The following is an 18,740-nucleotide window of genomic DNA, read 5'->3' as shown; positions in this document are numbered from 1 at the left end:
GTCAGCGGCGGGCGGTGAGCAGGTCCGCCGTCGCGGCGCGGCGCAGCTTCCCCGACGGCGTCTTCGGCAGGCTCCCCGGCGCCAGCACGGCGACCTCGGCCGGCCGTACCCCCACCGCGGAGACGACGCGGCGGATCACGTCGTCGCGGATGGCACGCACCGCCTCGGGGCCGTCGGCCCCCTTCGCCTCGACGGCGACGGCGAACGACTCCCGGTGCCGCCCGTCACCTGCTGGGATCCGGACCGCGACGACGTTGCCCGCGCGCACGCCCTCGACCGCACCGGCGGCCCGCTCGATGTCGGTCGGGTAGATGTTGCGCCCACCCATGATGATCACGTCCTTGGTGCGGCCGCACACGACGACGGCGCCGTCGGGGGTCAGGTAGCCCTCGTCGCCGGTGTCGAACCAGCCGTCGCGGTCCTGGGTGGACAGCGGGCCGTCGACGGTGAGGTAGCCGGGCGTCACGGCGTCGCCGCGCAGGTGCAGCACCCCGACCTCCCGGGGGCCCAGCACGTGACCGCCGCTGCCGACGACCTTCACCTCGATCCCGGGCAGCGGCGGTCCGAGCTCGGGGAACTCCCGCGCCGGACCGGTGCCCGCGGGCTCGGCGCGCCGGTGCGCCTCCAGGGACTCGGCGTCGACCCGGTCCACCTTCAGCCCGGTGTGGACGGGCGCGAAGGACACCCCGAGCGCGGTCTCCGCCATCCCGTAGGCACACAGGACCGACTCCGGTCGCAGCCCGAAGCGGGCACCGGCGTCGGTGAACGCCGCGACGGCCGCCGGGTCCACCGGCTCGGCGCCGTTGAGCGCCAGCCGCAGCGAGGAGAGGTCGAGCGCGCCGTCGTCGACCCGGGCGAGCTGGCGGGCCAGCACGGCGTAGGCGAAGTTCGGCGCCGCGGTGACGGTGCCGCCGTAGGACGAGATCAGCTCGGCCCACAGCCGCGGGCGGCCCAGGAAGTCCGCGGGGGTGACGGTGACCAGGTCCAGCCCGACCGTCATGGGGACGGTCAGGAACCCGACCATCCCCATGTCGTGGAACAGCGGCAGCCACGACACCATCCGGTCGGTCGCGACGTCCAGAGCGGACGCGGTCACCATGGCGCCGATGTTGGCGTGCAGGTTCGCGTGGGTGATCCGCACGGCCTTCGGGGCGGCGGTGGAACCGCTCGTGAGCTGCAGCAGCGCGGTGTCGTCCTCGTCGGCGACGGCGGCGTCCGCGACGAACGCGGCGGGGTCGCCGGTCAGCGAGTCGAGCATCCGGAACGGGACGCCCCGCTCGGTCAGCACCGGCGCGAGCGCATCGAAGGGCGGGCCGAGCAGCACCATCGCGGCGTCGACCATGCCCAGGGTGGTCACGGTGTCGGCGGCCCACTCGGCGAGGTCGGTGCGCGGGGTCGGCTGGTGCAGCATCGTCACGCTGCCGCCGCACAGCCACACCGCCTGCGCGGCGGGGGCGATCGCCGCGGGCTCGCCGGCCAGCACCCCGACGGCGCCGCCGAAGGGCAGGGCAGGGCCGCCGTCCTCGCCGGGGCGTCGCAGGGCGTCCGCGATCCCGCGGGCCGTCTCGTGCACCTCCGCCCAGGAACGCCGCACGGGCTCGCGCGGCTCCCCCGTCGTCATCCCACGGGCGAGCCCGCCGGGAACGGTCGCGGACTCCAGCAACGTCGCCAGGAATCGGGACATGGGCCCGAATGTAGCGACGAACCGCCCGTGCGGGGCGGCACGATCGACGACCGGCCGTACGCGGCGCGCCGCGGCGTAGCATCCGGGCGCATGGCCGAGCCGCACACCGACCCCGCTCCCGCCGACCTCTCCGCCGCCGTCGACGCCGTCCTCCCGGGCGCGCGCACGGACCTCGAGGCGCTGGTCCGCATCCCGAGCATCTGGGCCGACCCGGCACACGCCGAGGACACCCGCCGCTCCGCGGACGCCGTCGCGACGCTGGCCCGCGACGCGGGCGCCGCCTCGGTCGAGATCCTCTCCGCAGACGGCGGGGCCCCGGCCGTCGTCGCGCACTGGCCCGCACCCGAGGGCATGCCGACGGTCATGCTCTACGCCCACCACGACGTCCAGCCCACCGGCGGCGACGACGAGTGGAGCAGCCCGCCGTTCGAGCCGACCGAGCGCGACGGGCGGCTCTACGGCCGTGGCGCCGCCGACGACAAGGCCGGCGTCATGACCCACCTCGCCGTGCTCCGCGCCTACGAGGGACGGCCGCCGGTCGGGGTCGTGCTGTTCATCGAGGGTGAGGAGGAGTCCGGTTCCCCCACGCTGACCGCGCTCCTGGCCGAGCACCGCGAGAAGCTCTCCGCCGACGTCATCGTGATCGCCGACGCCGCCAACCCGGCCGTCGACGTCCCGGCGCTGACCACCAGCCTGCGCGGCCTGGTCGACGTCGTCGTCGAGGTGTCGATGCTGGAGCGTCCGGTGCACTCCGGGGTCTACGGCGGCCCGATCGGGGACGCGCTGACCGCGCTGTGCCGCACCCTGGCCACCCTGCACGACGACAAGGGCGAGGTCGCCGTCCCCGGCCTGGTGCGCGGCAGCTCCGACGCGCCCGACCCGGACGAGGCCACCTACCGCTCCGACGCGGGCCTGCTCAACGGCGTCGAACTGCTCGGCACCGGCTCGATCCCGGACCGCGTCAATCACGCGCCCGCCGTCGCCGTGCTGGGGATCGACGCGCCCAAGGTCGCCGAGGCCTCGAACGTGCTGCTCCCCCGCGCCCGCGCGATGGTCAGCATGCGGCTGGCCCCCGGGCAGGACGCCCGTGAGGCCCAGCGCGCGCTGACCGAGCACCTGGAGGGCAACGTCCCGTGGGGCGCGCACGTGTCGGTGACGCCCGGCCACGGCGTCGCCGAGCCGTTCAGCCTGTCCTCGACCGGCGAGGTCTACGACCACGCCCGCGCCGCGTTCTCCGCCGCCTACGGCAACGACGCCGTCGAATCCGGCATCGGCGGCTCGATCCCGTTCATCGCGGAGTTCGCGCGGACCTTCCCGGGCGCGGCGGTGCTGGTCACCGGGGTCGGGGACCCGGCCAGCCGCTGGCACGGCATCGACGAGAGCCTGCACCTGGGCATGTTCGGGCGCGGGGTGCTGGCGGAGGCCCTGCTGCTGGACCGGCTGGCCGGGGGGGCGTGACCGTCCGGCCCGACGGGTACCCAGGGGTCATGAAGTTCGGTATCGCCACGTTCGTGACCGACGAGGGCATCCGCCCCGGGCCGTTGGGCCGGGCCCTGGAGGAGCGCGGCTTCGACTCGGTGTTCCTCGCCGAGCACTCGCACATCCCCACCAGCAGGGAGTCGCCCTACCCCGGCGGGGGCGACCTGCCGCGGGTGTACTACCGCACCCTCGACCCGTTCGTCGCGCTCACCGCGATGGCGGGGACGACCACCGACCTGCTCCTGGGCACCGGGATCGCGCTCCTGCCGCAGCGCGACATCATCCACACCGCCAAGCAGACCGCCAGCCTCGACCTGGTGTCCGGCGGACGGCTGCTGTTCGGCGTCGGCGCGGGGTGGAACCGCGAGGAGATGCGCAACCACGGCGTCGACCCGAGTACCCGGGGACCACTGATGAGCGAGCAGCTGCACGCGCTGCGGGCGCTGTGGACCGAGGACGAGGCCGAGTTCCACGGCGACCACCTCGACGTCGAGCGGTCCTTCTCCTGGCCCAAGCCGGTGCGCACCCCGCCGATCTACCTGGGCGGGGAGAGCGAGGCCGCGCTGAACCGGCTCGCCGAGGTCGGCGACGGCTGGCTCCCGCGCGGGCACACCTCCTTCGACGAGATCCGCCGCGTCCGTGACGACCTCGCCGAGCGGGGCAAGCCGGACGTGCCTACCACGGTGTTCGGCGGGGAGCCGGACCCGGATGTCGTCGCGGGGTACGCCGAGGCGGGCGTCGAGCGGGTCACCTTCCTGCTCCCGACACTGCCCGAGTCCGAGACCCTCGCGAAGCTCGACGAGCTGGCGAAGGTGGTCACGGCGTCCGGCTGAGTGCCCCCAGCACCAGCGCGGTGAGCGCCTCCGGGGCGTCGAGCTGGATCAGGTGCCCTGCCCCGGGCACCAGGTGCAGCTCGGCCCCCGGTACCGCTGCGGTCAACCGGTGCGCTCGGTCGACCGGTATCCAGGTGTCCTCGGTGCCCCACACCACCCGCACCGGCAGGTCCAGCTCGCCGTAGCGCGGCTCGACCTCGTCGGTGAAGCGCTGGTCGGCCTGCGCGATCTGGCGGTAGAACGCGGCCGCACCCCGCTCGCCCAACCACGGCCCGACCAGCGCGTCCTCGTCGGCGGGCCGCAGGGGCCGGTGCGCGGCACCCCGCACGTAGGCCCGGACGAGGGCCTCGTGCAGCGGCCCCGGCAGCGCCGCGAACACCTCGGCGTTCTCCCGCACCAGCCGGAAGAACGGCGAACCCCACGGGGCGAGCGCGACGACGTCGACCAGCGTCAGCGACCGGTAGGCCGCGCCGTGCAGCAGGTGCGCACGCAGGGCGACGGCGCCGCCGTAGTCGTGGGCGACGACGTGCGGCGGCTCGGGCAGGTCCCACCGCTCGAGTAGCCCGGCCAGCACCCGGCCCTGTACGCCGAGCGAGACGTCCGCGCTGTGCCCGGACACCCCGTAGCCCGGCATGTCCCACAGCAGGACCCGGTGCGACCCGGCCACCGCCGCGGCGATCGGCGCCCACAGCCACGACGACCAGGGGGTGCCGTGGCAGAACACCACCGGCGGTCCCGAGCCCCGTGCGGTCCAGCGCACCCGGTGACCGTCCACGACGAACTCGTCATCCAGTTCCACGGTCCCACCGTGCCACGACACCCCGACATCGTTCCGGGGCACAATGACCATGATGTCGATCCGGCTGCTCGGCCCGCATCGCGGTGACAGCCGCGGGCGGCGGACTCACCGCCACGAGCCCGGTCCCGTCGCCACCCCCCGACTGTGGCGACGGAACCGGCCCGTCTCTCCCCCCGCGCCCCGGCGAGGCTCCCCAGCCCGCCGTGACGCGAGTACGACGGTATCCGCGCACCCGGGGGCCGCGGATCGGTCGAACTACTGATTTCTTACCCGGGGTCTCTCCTACCTGGGTAGGAGAGACCCCTCATCCCTCGGCGCGCTCGGCGGCCTCGAACCACTCCAGCTCGACGCTCTCGCGCTCGGCGACGACGGCCTTCAGCTCCCGGTCCAGCTCCATCAGCCGGCCGGGCTCGGTGGCGGCCTCGGCGAGCCGGGCGTGCAGCTTCTCCTCCTGCGCGGTGAGCTGCCCCATCCGTCGTTCCAGGCGCTGGGCGTCCTTGCGGGCGGCCCGCTGCTCCGCGGCGCTCGCCTTCGGCCCGGCCGCCTGTGCGACGGGCGCACCGGCCGGTACCGGCGCAGTCGGTGCGGCTCCGGCGGGGCCGTGGCCGGTGGCGGCACGGCGGGTCAGGTACTCGCCGATCCCGCCGGGCAGGTGGGTGAGGTGTCCGTCGCCGAACAGGGCGACGACCTGGTCGCAGACCCGCTCGGTGAGGTAACGGTCGTGGCTGACGACCACCAGGGTGCCCGGCCAGCCGTCGAGGAGGTCCTCCAGCCCGGCGAGGGTGTCGACGTCCAGGTCGTTGGTGGGCTCGTCGAGCAGCAGGACGTTGGGCTCGTCCATCAGCAGCCGGGTCAGCTGCAACCGCCGTCGCTCGCCACCGGACAGGCGTCCGACCGGGGTCCATTGGCGGGCCGCGGGGAACCCGAGCCGCTCCAGTACCTGCGACGCGGTCATCTCCTGCTTGCCGAACCGCACGTACTTGGCGACGGCCTCGGTGGCCTCCAGCACGCGCATCTCGGCGGGCAGGTCGACGAGCTCCTGCGACAGCTGCGCCATCTTCACGGTGCTGCCCTGGACACGCCGGCCCGAGTCGAGCGCGCGTTCCCCGGACAGGGCACGCAGCAGCGTCGTCTTGCCGGAGCCGTTGACCCCGACGATGCCGACCCGGTCGCCCGGGCCGAGCCGCCAGGTCACGTCGTCGAGCAGGGTGCGCCCGGCGACGGAGACGGTCGCGTCCTCCAGCTCCAGCACGGTGCGCCCGAGCCGGTTGGTCGCGAACGCCATCAGCTCGACGGTGTCGCGCGGCGCAGGCACGTCGGCGATCAGGGCCTCCGCGGCCTCGATCCGGTAGCGGGGCTTCGAGGTCCGGGCGGGCGGGCCGCGGCGCAGCCAGGCCAGCTCCTTGCGGGCCAGGTTGCGGCGGCGCTGCTCGGCGGCGTCGGCCTGCCTGCCGCGCTCGGCGCGGGCGTAGACCCAGTCGGCGTAGCCACCGGTGTAGGACTCGACGCGCCCGTTCGCGACCTCCCAGGTCCGGGTGCAGACGGTGTCGAGGAACCAGCGGTCGTGGGTGACGACGACGAGTGCGATCCGCCGCGCCGTCAGGTGCGTCGCGAGCCAGCCGATGCCCTCGACGTCGAGGTGGTTGGTGGGCTCGTCGAGGACGACGAGGTCGAGCTCCCCGATCAGCGCCGCGGCGAGCGCGACCCGGCGCTTCTCGCCGCCGGACAGGCCGTCGGTGGGCCGCTCGATGTCGGAGATGGCGAGCCCGTCGAGGACGTCGCGGACCCGGGCGTCGGCGGCCCACTCGTGGTCGGCGCCGTAGTCGGCGAGGACGATGTCGCGCACCGTCGATCCGGCCGGGAAGCGGTCGTGCTGCACCAGGTGCGCCATCCGCAGGCCCCCGAGGCGGCTGACCCGGCCGCCCTCGACGGGCCGGTCGCCGGTGATCACGTCGAGCAGGGTCGACTTCCCGCCGCCGTTGAGGCCGACGACGCCGATCCGGTCGCCGCGCTCGACACCGAGCGAGACGCCGTCGAGCAGGACACGGCTGGCGTCACCGGGCACGTGCGCGGTGACGTTCTCCAGGTTGAGCAGGTTCTCGGGCAACTACGTCTCCACCGTCGGGAAGGTCAGGCACGGACCGGGGGCCACGAGCCGGAGCTCGAGGGACCGCCGCGGTCGGGGGGGTGGTCGCCGCCGGTCTCGGAGGTGTCGACGATGCGGGCGCCGCCGGCCGGGCCGTGGGCAACCCGCACCGTCCGGCACACCCCCATGCCGGCGAGCTCGGTCGCGACCTCGACGGCCGAGTCGGCGTCGGCGCACAGGAACGCGCAGGTCGGCCCGGACCCGGACACCAGCCCGGCGAGCGCGCCGGAGTTGACCCCGGCCCGCAGGGTGCGGCGCAGGTCCGGGGCCATCGAGACGGCGGCCACCTGCAGGTCGTTGCCCAGGTTGAGCGCGAGCCGCCGCGGGTCCCCGGAGGACAGTGCCTCCAGGACGGGCTCGACCGGCCGCTCGGCGATCGGGCCGTCGCCGCGCAGCCGGTCCAGCTCGGAGAACACCGCCGGTGTGGACAGCCCGCCGCGGGCCAGCGCGATCACCCAGTGCAGCCGGTGCCGGGCGAGCACGGGGATGATCTTCTCGCCGCGGCCGGTGCCGAGCGCGGTGCCGCCGTGCAGGCCGAACGTGACGTCCGATCCGAGCTCGGCGGCCAGCTCGGCCAGCTCGTCGCGGCCCAGCTCCAGCCGCCACAGCGACGACAGCGCGACGAGTGTGCCCGCCGCGTCCGCGGAGCCGCCCGCCATGCCGCCCGCGACCGGAATGCCCTTGCGCAGGGTCACCCGCACGTCCGGGGCGCGCCCGGCCTTCTCCGCGAGCAGCTCGACCGCTCGCCAGGCCAGGTTGGTGGCGTCCAGCGGCACCTCGGCGACGCCGTCGCCGTGCACCTCCAGCGCGGGCTCCTGCGCCTGCTCGACCGAGATCTCGTCGAACAGGCTGACGGCGTGGAACACCGTGACGAGGTCGTGGAAGCCGTCCGGCCGCACCCCGCCCACGGCGAGGTGCAGGTTGATCTTCGCGGGAACCCGGACGGTGACCGGTCGCGGCACGGCGGACAGCACCGCTCAACCCTACGGGCAGCACGGGACGGGCCGCCGCCGCCCGGCATCCGGGGTGGCCGGGCTCACCGGTCCGGCCGATCCGACCCCGACCGATCCGACCTCGGCCGACCCGTCCTTTGCGGCGCGGCACCGGGTGACGCGGCAGGGCGACCAGGCCGGTCACGGGCACCCGTCTCCCAACGAATTCGCTTACCCGGTAAGCGAAATTCGGAGAACCGGCACCCTGCGCGGGCCGATGGGCAGGATCACGCTGCCGGTGGGACCGCCACGGCCCGCCCCACCTGACACCGCCCCCACCCGACACCGCCCGATCTCCCACCGTCGACACCGGGATCGTCCCCACCGATACCGTCTCTCCGGCGAATTCGCTTACCGGATAAGCGAATTCGCACACCAGGCATCCGCGACCGCCCGGTGCGGACCGCCGCCTGACCGATCAGCCGGCCCACCGCCGACGCCCGCTCCCGGAGGAGGCGTCCGCTCCCGGAGGAGGAGCTACCGGGTGAGTGACTCCGCGGAGCCGGTGCGCTCCGCGGCCGCGCGGCGCTCGACCAGGTGGCGCGGCGTCGCGAAGCAGGCGACGGCCACGAACCCGATCACCAGCACGGCCGCGGGCAGCAGCATCGACTGGGCCATCGCCGTCGCGAAGGGGACACGGAGCACCTCGGGCAGCGGGCCGCCGGTCGCGGCGACCTCCGGGGAGCCGCCGATCGCCGACGCGCCCGGGACGAGCGCGGCGATCCGCGACTCCATGAGCACCGCGATGCCCGCACTGCCGAGCACCGCGCCGACCTGACGGGTCGTGTTGTAGACACCCGACCCGGATCCGGCCTGGTCCATCGGCAGGTTACGGGTGGCGCTGGTGGAGATCGGCGCCCAGACGCAGGAGTTGGAGATGCCGAGCAGGGTGAGCGGCAGCAGCAGCTGCCAGACCGGGGTGTCCGGGCCCATCACCCACGCCAGCCAGGCCAGCGCGATGACGAACGTCGACATCCCGAAACCGCCGATCAGTCGCGGGTGGACGCGGTCGGTCAGCCGACCGGTGTACGGCGCGAGCGCGCCGGAGAAGATCGCCAGTGGCGCGAGCAGCAGCGCGGCCTGGGTCGGGGTGAAGCCGCGCACGCTCTGCGCGTAGATCATCAGCGGGAAGCCCTGCGCGGTGATCGCGAAGCCGACGGTGCAGATCGCGATGTTGGCCAGCGAGAAGTTGCGGTCCCGGAACAGGCGCAGCGTGACCAGCGGCTCGCTGGTGGTGACCCGCTGCCACCACACGAACGCGACCAGCACGACGACGCCGCTGCCGATCAGCGCCCAGATCCCGGCACTCCAGCCGAACTTCTGGCCCTCCTGGATACCGAAGACCAGCAGGAACATGCCCGCGGCGGACAGCACCACACCGACGACGTCGAACCGGCGGCGCGAGGTCTCGAGCGAGGGCACCAGCCGCCAGGCGGCGACGAAGGCGATCACCCCGACCGGGACGTTCACGAAGAAGATCCACTCCCAGCCGAGGCCGCCGACGAGGAGCCCGCCGACGATCGGCCCGGTGAGCGTCGCGATGCCGGCGACGGCGCCCCACAGGCTCATCGCGCGTCCGCGCTGGGCGGCCGGGAAGGTCCGGGTGATGACGGCCATGGTCTGCGGCGTCATCATCGCGGCGCCGAAACCCTGGGCGACCCGCGCGACGATCAGGGCGCCGACGGTCGTCGTGAGCCCGCACCACAGCGACGCCAGCGTGAACACGGCGAGCCCGCAGAGGTAGACGCGCTTGGGCCCGAACCGGTCCCCCAGCCGCCCCGTGACCAGCAGCGGGACGACGTAGGCGAGCAGATAGGCGCTGGTCACCCAGACCACGGAGTTGACGTCGGCGTCCAGCGACGTCAACAGCGCCGGCGTCGCGACGGTGACGATGGTGGCGTCGACCAGGATCATGAAGAACCCGATCACCAGCGCCCACAACGCGGGCCACGGGTTCGTCCCGTCGGCGCTGACCACCTGTTCCCTCGACCGCGTCACCACGCCATCATGCGCCGCCCCCGGCACGGTCCGGTCAGGCGGGAGGGGGCCCCGCCGGGCGGTTCCGGGCGATCCGGGCGAAGTCGGACACCGCCAGGGTCTCGGCGCGGGCGGTGGGGTCGACCCCCGCGGCGCGCAGGGCCTGTTCGGCCGCCGCGGCCGAGCCGGCCCAGCCCGACAGCGCTCCCCGCAGCACCTTGCGGCGCTGGGCGAAGGCCGCGTCGACGACCGCGAAGGTCGCCGCCCGGTCGGCGTCGGCGGGCGGGTCGTGCCGGGTGAAGGCCAGCAGCCCGGAGTCGACGCCGGGGACCGGCCAGAACACCGCGCGCGGCACCGGCCCGGCCCGGCGGGCGGCGGCGTACCAGGCGAGCTTGGCGCTGGGGGCGCCGTACTCGCGCGAGCCGGGTCCGGCGGCGAGCCGGTCGGCGACCTCGGCCTGCACCATGACCAGCCCGGTCCGCAGCGACGGCAGCTCGGCGAGCAGATGCAGGATCACCGGCACCGCGACGTTGTAGGGCAGGTTCGCGACGATCGCGGTGGGCGGCGCCGCACCGGGCCCGGCGTCGGCCGCGAGCCGGTCCGCGCCGACCCGCATGGCGTCGGCCCCGGTCACGGTGAGGCGACCGGCCAGCTCGGGGGCGCGCTCGGCGACGGTGTCGGGGAGCAGCCCGGCCAGCACCGGGTCGATCTCGACGACGTGCACCCGGGCCGCGACCGGCAGCAGCGCCAGGGTGAGCGAGCCGAGACCGGGGCCGACCTCGAGGACGACGTCGTCGCCGTCGACGCCGGCCGACTTCACGATCCGGCGGACGGTGTTGGCGTCGTGGACGAAGTTCTGGCCGAGCTTCTTGGTGGGGCGCAGACCGAGCCGCTCGGCCAGCACCCGGACGTCGGCCGGGCCCAGCAGGCGGGCGGTGGCGGTGGTCCGGCTCCGGTCGCCGTCGCCGTCGCCGTCGCCGTCGCCGTCGGCGTCGGCGTCGGCGTCGGCGTCGATGCTCCGGCTCCGGCCGCCGTCGGTCCCGTGGTCGCTCACGGCACCATTCTCGCCGGGCACCCCGGGCGGGGTGCGTGCGGGATCAGCTCAGGCCGAGCTTGGAGGAGCAGGACGGCCAGGCGCTGTAGCCGCCGCGGTCGTCCTTGACCTTCTCCGCGACCGCGATCTGCTCCTCGCGGGAGGCCTGGTCCGCGGTCGGGGCGTACTGCCCGCCGCCGTAGGCCTGCCAGGTCTGCTTGTTGAACTGCAGCCCGCCCTGGTAGCCGTTGCCGGTGTTGATCGCCCAGTTGCCGCCGGACTCGCACTTGGCCAGCTTGTCCCAGGTCCCGCCGTTCGAGACCGCGGGCGCCGAGGACTTCGCATTCGCGGCGGCCTTCTCGACGGTCTCCTCGACCTTCTTCTTGGTGCCGACCTTGACCACGCGCGGCATGGCAGGGGTGTCCTGACCGGCGCCGACGCGCTCGCGGGCGATCTCGCGGCCCTGGTCGTAGGTGACCCGCCAGATGATGCTGCGGGCGCCCTCACGGCCCGGGTCGACGACGGTGCGGGTGCCCTCGTCGAGCGACGGGTCCTGCACCTCCTGCTCCGGCGCCGGGAGCTTCTGCGACTCGACGATCTGGGCGTTCACGATGTCCGAGCCGGTGGTCGGGGCGGCGACCGGGGCGAACGACGCGGGCGAGGAGGGCCGGTCGAGGTTCATCGACGCCGTGCCGAGGTCGGTGGCGTTCGCGGCGAGCCCGGCCCGGAGCTCCTGAGCGGGCTGCTCGGCCGGGGCGGTGAGCACCGCGGCGGCGAGGCCGCCGGTCGGGACCGAGAACAGCGCGGCCGCAGCGGCCGTTCGGACCCCGGCCCGGGAGCGGGCACCGGCGGTGCGGTGACGGCCCTCGTAGGTGACGTACCCGGCCTCGTCGCCGGCGAGACCGGCGGGCGCGATGACGGGGAGCGGTCGCGTGAGCTCGTCGTCGGCGAGCGGTGCGGCGTGACGCGAAGACATGACTTCCCGGGGGCTCGGCTGTCCGGGGAGGGGCCATGACCTGCGGGAACGACGACCGGCGCGGTGCCGGGGAGCGGAACCGTCGCTGGGGAGCGGACCGGTCGTCGTCCCGCGGGTCGGGGGAGCGACCCCGTCCCGGCGGGTACGACGAGGGACGTTAGCGGACCGTGACCCGGCGCAGCGTTTCCGACGCGCGCGTGGCGACGAGCGGACTGTGATCGACGGTGAGTGACGACAACCCCGCCATTCGTCACGGCGGACGGCGTCAATCGGTTGTGCGCAGCCGGAAGATCCGTTCGGCGTTGCGGCGGGCCGTCTCGGCGACCAGGGCCTCGGACTCCCCGCGGGTCGCGGCGATCCCCCGCACGGTCCACGGCAGCACGTAGGGCTCGTTGGCCCGGCCGCGGTGCGGGTGCGGGGTGAGGAACGGCGCGTCGGTCTCCACGAGGTACTGCCCGGCGGGCACCAGTGCCGCGGCGGCCCGCAGCTCGTGGTTGTTCTTGAAGGTGACGGGCCCGGCGAAGGACAGGACGTACCCGGCGTCGGCGCATTCCCGGGCCATCGCGGCGTCGCCGGAGAAGCAGTGGAAGACCACGGTGTCCGGGGCGCCCTCCTCGCGGAGGATGCGCAGGACATCGTCGTGGGCGTCCCGGTCGTGGATCATCAGCGGCTTGCCGGTGCGCTTGGCCAGCCCGATGTGCCAGCGGAACGCATCCTGCTGCGCGGCGGGCGGGCTGTGGTCCCAGTAGTAGTCCAGGCCGGTCTCGCCGATCGACACGACGCGGTCGTCGACGGCCAGCCGCTCGATCTCGGCGAGGTCGGCGGCCGGTACCCGTGCCGTCCGGGTGGGGTGCAGCGCGACGGCCGCCCACACCCGGTCGTCGGCGTGCGCGGCGCGGACGGCGAACCGCGCGCCGTCGAGGTCGTCGGCGATGGTGACCGCGCCGACGACGCCGACCGCCGCCGCCCGGTCCATCGCGGCGACGACGTCGGCGTCGGTCTCGCAGCCGCACGCGTCGAGGTGGGTGTGGCTGTCGATCGTCGGCGCGGCGAGCGGCTCCGGCGGCTCGGGACGCGGCCGGCGGCCGTGTCCGCTCACTTCCGGACCGGGGCCCACTCCGGCCCGGTCTCCCCCAGCTCGGGCGCGAGCTTGGCGATGATCGGCGACGGCTTGGCCAGCGGGCGCCCCACCTCGATCGGCGTCGACCCCCAGTGGGCCTGCTCGGCGGCGTAGTCGCCGGTGAGGACCGGGTAGGCGGGGCCGTCGCCGAGGTCGTCGACGGTCGTCTTCTCCGGCTGCGCGGCCCACACCCCGGTGCCGCCGAGCGCCTCGTGCACCTTCTGCGCCGCGTGCGGCAGGAACGGGGTCAGCAGGGTGTTGGCGTCCTGCACGACCTGCAGCGCGGTGTGCAGGATCGTGTCCCGGCGCTCCGGGTCGTCCTTGCGCTTCCACGGCTCCTGGTCGGACAGGTACCGGTTCGCGGCGGTGACCACGCGCATCGCCTCACCCGCGGCCTGCTTGAACCGGTTCCGCGCGAGCAGCCCGCCGACGGTGTCGAACCCGGCCCGCGAGTACGCGAGCAGCTCGGCGTCGGCCTGCTGCGGCGCCGTCGGCGTGGGGACCGCGCCCACGTTCTTGTGGGCCATCGAGATGGACCGGTTGACCAGGTTGCCCCACTCGTTGGCCAGCTCGAAGTTCACCCGGCGGACGAACTCGTCCCAGGTGAAGTCGACGTCCTGGTTCTCCGGCCCGGCGACGGCGATGTGGTAGCGCAGCGCGTCCGGCCCGAACTCGCGCAGGAAGTCGCCGACGTAGATGACGGTGCCGCGGCTGGTCGAGAACTTCGACCCGCTCATAGTCAGGTACTCCGAGGACACGACCTCGCTGGGCAGGTCGAGCGTCCCGTACGGCCCGGGCTCGCCGCCGCGGTCGCCCGCGCCGTTCTGCCCGAGCAGGATCGCCGGCCACATCACCGAGTGGAAGGTGATGTTGTCCTTGCCCATGAAGTAGAAGGCCTCGGCGGCCGGGTCGGTCCACCACTGCTTCCACGCGTCCGGGTCCGGGCCGCGGCGGGCCCACTCCACCGAGGCGGACAGGTAGCCGATGACGGCGTCGAACCAGACGTAGATCTTCTTGAGCGGGTTGTCCGACCAGACGTCGAGCGGGACGGGCACGCCCCACTCCAGGTCGCGGGTGATGGCGCGCGGCTTGAGGTTCTCCACCAGGTTGGCGGAGAACTTGAGCACGTTGGGGCGCCAGTCGGTGCGGGTCGACAGCCAGCTGCCGAGCGCCTCGGAGAAGGCGGGCAGGTCGAGGAAGAAGTGCTCGGTCTCGACGAACTTCGGCGTCTCCCCGTTGATCCGCGAGCGCGGGTTCTTGAGGTCGGCCGGGTCGAGCTGGTTGCCGCAGTTGTCGCACTGGTCGCCGCGGGCGCCGTCGTAGCCGCAGATCGGGCAGGTGCCCTCGATGTAGCGGTCGGGCAGGGTGCGGCCGGTGGACGGGCTGATCGCGCCCAGCTGCGTCTTCGGGACGACGTAGCCGTTCTTGTACAGCGCGGTGAACATGTCCTGCACGACGCGGTAGTGGTTCGACGTCGTGGTCCGGGTGAACAGGTCGTAGCTCAGCCCGAGACCCTGCAGGTCGTCGGTGATCACGCCGTTGTACTTGTCGGCGAGCTGGCGCGGGGTCAGCCCCTCGGCGTCGGCCTGGACCTGGATCGGGGTGCCGTGCTCGTCGGTGCCGGACACCATCAGCACCCGGTCCCCCGCCATCCGCCGGTACCGGGCGAAGACGTCGGAGGGCACACCGAAGCCGGACACGTGGCCGATGTGCCGGGGGCCGTTGGCGTAGGGCCACGCCACGGCGGTCAGCACGGCTTTGCTCATGCCCTCCAGCGTATTCACCGTCGCCATCACGTTCCGCGGCGGCACATCACCAAAGATGGGGATAGCTCCCGGAGATGGGTGTCGTTCCCCCTAGAGGTGCCATAGTGGCGCGCATGGACCGGGGTGAACGGGACCGCGAGGCCCTCCTCGACGCGGCCCTGCAGCAGTGGGCCGACGGCGGCTGGTCCGCCGTCGACCCCCGTTCGGCCGCGGAACAGGCCGGGCTGCCCGCCTCCGCCGCGGCGGAGTTCGCCTCGGGCGTGGAGCTCGGGTGCGCGGTGTTCGACCACGTCGTCGACGAGCGTGCCGCCGCCACGATGGCCGCGGTGCAGTCGGCGGCCCCGAACCCGGCCGCCCAGATCAGGGCCGCCCTCACCGCGTGGTTCGACGACGTCGACCGCGACCCGCGCCGGGTCGTGGCGCTGGTCGACGCGGTCGGCTGTCCTGCGCTGCTCGCGCGCCGGCGCAGCGCCAACCGCGGCTTCGCCGAGCTCATGGTCGGTAGCGCCGCCGACTCCCGGATCGAGCCCGACGACCTGCGCGTCGCCGGTCACTTCTGTCTCGGCGGGATGGGTGAGATCGTGCTGGCCTGGCTGGACCCGGAGAGCCCCGTCACCCGGGAGCAGGCCCTGGAGCACGGGGTCCGGCTCTACGAGTCCTGCCTGTTCACACACTGAGCGGCCCCCCTCATCCCAGCGCCCGGTCCAGGTTGATCGCGGAGCTGATCAGCGACAGGTGGGTGAAGGCCTGCGGGAAGTTGCCCAGCTGCTCCCCGGTCAGGCCGATCTCCTCGGCGTAGAGGCCCAGGTGGTTGCCGTAGGAGAACATCTTCTCCAGCGCGATCCGGGCCTGTTCCAGGCGTCCGGCCCTGGTCATCGCCTCGACGTTCCAGAACGAGCACATCGAGAACGTGCCCTCCTCGCCGTCGAGACCGTCCGGCGAGTCCTCGACGTCGTAGCGGAACACCAGGGTGTCGACGACGAGGTCGTCGTTGATCGCGTCCAGGGTCGCCAGGAACCGCGGCTCGGTGGGCGCGCAGAACTTCACCATCGGCATGAGCAGCACCGAGGCGTCCAGCGTGGTCGCGCCGTAGCGCTGCACGAACGACCCGCGCGGCCCCACGTCGGGGTTCCAGCCGCGGTCCATGATCTGGTGGTAGATCTCGTCGCGGGTGGTGGTCCAGGCCCCGACGTCGCCGGGCAGGCCGCGCCGGCGCGCCATCCGGATCATCCGCTCGACCGCGACCCAGCACATGAGCCGGGAGAACACGTGGTCCTGGCGGCCCGCACGGGTCTCCCAGATGCCCTCGTCCGGGGAGTCCCAGTGCTCGCGCAGCCAGTCGAGGATCGTGCAGAGGTTCGTCCAGTCCTCGTGGCCGACGCCGTCGCCGTACTTGTCGTACAGGTAGACCGAGTCGATGATCTCGCCGTAGATGTCGAGCTGGAGCTGCGCCGACGCCCCGTTCCCGGCCAGCACCGGGCGCGAGCCGCGGTAGCCGTCGAGGTGGTCGAGCTCGACCTCGTCGGGGGTCTCGTCGCCGTCGATCGTGTACATGACGCGCAGCGGGCCCTGGTCCCCGTCGCGGGTGCTCCCGAACCGGCCCGACAGCCAGCCGATGAACGCGCCCGCCTCCTCGGTGAACCCGAGCCGCAGCAGCGCGTAGAGGGTGAACGCGGCGTCGCGCATCCAGACGTAGCGGTAGTCCCAGTTCCGCTCGCCGCCCAGCTGCTCGGGCAGCCCCATCGTCGGCGACGCGATCACCGCGCCGGTCGGCTCGTGGGTGAGCAGCTTGAGGGTGAGCGCAGAGCGGTGCACACGCTCACGCCACCGCCCGGTGTACGACGAGTGCGCCAGCCAGTCCTTCCAGAACGAGACGGTCCCGGTGAACAGGGTCTCCGCGGCGTCGTCGCAGGCGGTGGGCTCCCCGGTCGCGTCCACCTCCAGCACGAACACCTCGGTGCGCCCCTCGGCGGTGCGGAACTCCGCGCCCGCGGCGTGGTCGGTGATCTCCAGCTCCACCGACGACGTCAGGTCCAGGGTGACGCCGCTGCCGGTGAAGCGGATGCCGGCGCCCGCGCTCTCGACCTTCGGGGTCTCCCGGGCGTAGTCGGGTCGCGGGACCACCTCGACGGTCATCGGCACCGACCCGCGGACCCCGGTCACCCGGCGGACGAGCCGCTGGCGGTGGTCGGGGTCGTGCGGGCGCAGCACCACCATGAGGTCCTGCACCTCGACGATGCCGTCGGCGGTGAGGAATCGGGTGATGAGGATGTTGGAGTCGGGGTAGTAGAACTGCTGCTGGCTGGCGAGCTCGGTCTCGTCGACGCACGGCGCGAGCCGCCAGTGCCCGCCGCGGTCGGTGTCGAGCAGCGAGGCGAACACGCTGGGCGCGTCGAACCGGCCCGGGCAGAACCAGTCGACGGTGCCGTCGGTGCCGACGAGCGCCGCGGAGCGCAGGTCGCCGATGATCCCGTGCTCGGCGATCGGGAGGTAGCGCTCGCTGCGCGATGGGCTCACTCCGGCACCCGCCAGCCGCGCGGGCCGGGCAGGTCGAGCGCGTCCTGCGGGCCCCAGGACCCGTCGGAGTAGGTCTGCGTCCGCGGCGGGTCGGCGAGCACCGGGTCGCACAGCTCCCAGAGCCGCTCGACCTCCTCGGTCGTGGTGAACAGCGTGCGGTCCCCCTTCATGACGTCCAGGAGCAGCCGCTCGTAGGCCTCCAGCGCGTCGTCGGGGTCACCGACGCTGTCGAGGTCCAGCCGCATCCGGCCGCGGCCGACCTTCAGCTCCGGGCCAGGGACCTTCGCCCGGACGTCGAGCTCGGCCGACACCTGGTCGGCCAGCTCGATCACGAGCTCGGTGGGCGGCCCGTCGTGGGCATCGCCCGTGAACGACCCGCCCGGGAACATGGTCAGCGCCGGCTCGTCGAAGCCGATCGTCACGGTGCGCCGGGTCGCGCCCATCGCCTTGCCGGTGCGCAGGAAGAACGGGACGCCGAACCAGCGCCAGTTGTCGACGTAGGTCTCCAGCGCGACGAACGTCTCGGACTCCGAGTCGTCGGCGACGCCCTCCTCGTCGCGGTAGGAGGCGTACTGGCCGAACACCACCCGCGACGGGTCGAGCGGGCGGATCGATCCGAACACCTTCGCCTTCTCCGCGTGCAGCGCGTCCGGCGCGATCTCGTACGGCGGCTCCAGCGCGACGAACCCGAGGATCTGGAACAGGTGGGTGGAGATCATGTCGCGGAACGTGCCGGTGGACTCCATGAACGACGCCCGGCCCTCGATCCCGATCTCCTCGGGGACGTCGATCTGCACGTAGCGGATGTTCTGCCGGTTCCACACCGGCTCGAACAGGCCGTTGGCGAAGCGCAGCGCGAGGATGTTCTGCACCGACTCCTTGCCGAGGAAGTGGTCGATGCGGAAGATGTCGGCCTCGTCGTAGACGTCCTTCAGGCCCGCGTTCAGCTCCTTCGCGGACTCCAGGTCGGTGCCGAACGGCTTCTCCAGCACCAGCCGGGAGCGCTCGGCGATGCCGGTCTCCCCCAGCATCGCGACCATCGGGGTCATCGCGGTCGGCGGCACGGAGAGGTAGACGAGCCGGCGCACGTCGCCGGAGCCGAGGTCCTTCTCCGCGCGCTGCACCGCGTCGGCGAGGTCGGCGCCGTCGTCGGCGTCGGAGACGACGAAGCTCAGGCGCGGCGCGAAGTCGTCCCAGCCGGTGTCGTCGGACAGCGCCTCGCGGATGCGGTCGCGGAACTCCTCGTCGGAGCCGGGCGAGTGCCGGCCGGACCCGATCACCCGGAAGTCCTCGGGGAGCAGCCCCTCGTTCTGCAGGTGGAGCAGCCCCGGGAAGAGCTTGCGCTTCGCCAGGTCGCCGGTGGCGCCGAACAGCACGATCACGTGCGGGGGCAGGTCCGAAGGCATGACTCCCGGCTA

General features: G+C 73.6%; 14 protein-coding genes. 3 read left to right on the top strand and 11 right to left on the bottom strand.

The genetic code is table 11. The annotated features are described in order from the left end of the window. Window position 1 precedes the first annotated feature (1 nt). Complete coding sequence (locus tag ATL51_RS20325) at window positions 2-1,684, bottom strand: fatty acyl-AMP ligase (RefSeq protein WP_100879593.1); 1,683 nt, start codon at window positions 1,682-1,684, stop codon at window positions 2-4. Window positions 1,685-1,774: 90 nt separating this feature from the next. Here ATL51_RS20325 and ATL51_RS20320 point away from each other — a divergent pair, with 90 nt between their 5' ends. Both ATL51_RS20320 and ATL51_RS20315 read left to right on the top strand, forming a co-directional pair. Continuing rightward, a complete protein-coding gene (locus tag ATL51_RS20320; RefSeq protein ID WP_100880835.1) occupies window positions 1,775-3,142 on the top strand; it encodes a dipeptidase in 1,368 nt (455 codons plus the stop codon). Between the two features lie 29 nt (window positions 3,143-3,171). Next, window positions 3,172-3,996 (top strand): LLM class F420-dependent oxidoreductase, encoded by an 825-nt coding sequence (locus tag ATL51_RS20315; RefSeq protein WP_100879592.1) that lies wholly within the window; start codon window positions 3,172-3,174, stop codon window positions 3,994-3,996. Here the strand turns inward: ATL51_RS20315 and ATL51_RS20310 are convergent. From ATL51_RS20310 to metG, 8 genes are all read right to left on the bottom strand, one after another. Next, on the bottom strand, window positions 3,980-4,795 hold the full coding sequence (locus ATL51_RS20310) for an alpha/beta fold hydrolase (protein ID WP_301549108.1): 816 nt from the start codon (window positions 4,793-4,795) through the stop codon (window positions 3,980-3,982). The genes ATL51_RS20315 and ATL51_RS20310 overlap by 17 nt on opposite strands. A gap of 304 nt (window positions 4,796-5,099) precedes the next feature. Then, complete coding sequence (locus tag ATL51_RS20305) at window positions 5,100-6,902, bottom strand: ABC-F family ATP-binding cassette domain-containing protein (RefSeq protein ID WP_100879590.1); 1,803 nt, start codon at window positions 6,900-6,902, stop codon at window positions 5,100-5,102. Between the two features lie 23 nt (window positions 6,903-6,925). Beyond that, on the bottom strand, window positions 6,926-7,915 hold the full coding sequence (locus ATL51_RS20300; protein WP_073577619.1) for a 4-(cytidine 5'-diphospho)-2-C-methyl-D-erythritol kinase: 990 nt from the start codon (window positions 7,913-7,915) through the stop codon (window positions 6,926-6,928). Between the two features lie 495 nt (window positions 7,916-8,410). Next, window positions 8,411-9,931: a DHA2 family efflux MFS transporter permease subunit gene (locus tag ATL51_RS20295; RefSeq protein ID WP_301549107.1), complete on the bottom strand. Its 1,521-nt coding sequence runs from the start codon at window positions 9,929-9,931 to the stop codon at window positions 8,411-8,413. Window positions 9,932-9,965: 34 nt separating this feature from the next. Next, complete coding sequence (rsmA, locus tag ATL51_RS20290; protein ID WP_301549266.1) at window positions 9,966-10,838, bottom strand: 16S rRNA (adenine(1518)-N(6)/adenine(1519)-N(6))-dimethyltransferase RsmA; 873 nt, start codon at window positions 10,836-10,838, stop codon at window positions 9,966-9,968. A 169-nt stretch (window positions 10,839-11,007) separates the two neighbouring features. Next, window positions 11,008-11,919 carry a resuscitation-promoting factor gene (locus ATL51_RS20285; protein ID WP_100879588.1) on the bottom strand — a complete coding sequence of 304 codons (912 nt, stop codon included), beginning with the start codon at window positions 11,917-11,919 and terminating at the stop codon, window positions 11,008-11,010. A 265-nt stretch (window positions 11,920-12,184) separates the two neighbouring features. Next, on the bottom strand, window positions 12,185-13,018 hold the full coding sequence (locus ATL51_RS20280; protein WP_073577616.1) for a TatD family hydrolase: 834 nt from the start codon (window positions 13,016-13,018) through the stop codon (window positions 12,185-12,187). After that, window positions 13,015-14,805: a methionine--tRNA ligase gene (gene metG / locus ATL51_RS20275; protein WP_073577615.1), complete on the bottom strand. Its 1,791-nt coding sequence runs from the start codon at window positions 14,803-14,805 to the stop codon at window positions 13,015-13,017. Before metG ends, ATL51_RS20280 begins: the two co-directional genes overlap by 4 nt. A 113-nt stretch (window positions 14,806-14,918) precedes the next feature. On the opposite strand from metG, the gene ATL51_RS20270 reads away from it, so the two are divergent. Then, complete coding sequence (locus tag ATL51_RS20270; protein WP_073577614.1) at window positions 14,919-15,482, top strand: TetR/AcrR family transcriptional regulator; 564 nt, start codon at window positions 14,919-14,921, stop codon at window positions 15,480-15,482. Between the two features lie 10 nt (window positions 15,483-15,492). Here the strand turns inward: ATL51_RS20270 and ATL51_RS20265 are convergent, their stop codons facing one another. Then, window positions 15,493-17,322 carry a glycoside hydrolase family 15 protein gene (locus ATL51_RS20265; RefSeq protein WP_100879587.1) on the bottom strand — a complete coding sequence of 610 codons (1,830 nt, stop codon included), beginning with the start codon at window positions 17,320-17,322 and terminating at the stop codon, window positions 15,493-15,495. Further along, a complete protein-coding gene (gene zwf, locus ATL51_RS20260) occupies window positions 17,319-18,728 on the bottom strand; it encodes a glucose-6-phosphate dehydrogenase (RefSeq protein ID WP_073577612.1) in 1,410 nt (469 codons plus the stop codon). Before zwf ends, ATL51_RS20265 begins: the two co-directional genes overlap by 4 nt. Window positions 18,729-18,740 lie beyond the last annotated feature (12 nt).

It is taken from the genome of Pseudonocardia alni (assembly GCF_002813375.1).
Classification (GTDB): Bacteria; Actinomycetota; Actinomycetes; order Mycobacteriales; family Pseudonocardiaceae; genus Pseudonocardia; species Pseudonocardia alni.
This window is presented reverse-complemented; position numbering and strand designations above follow the sequence as displayed.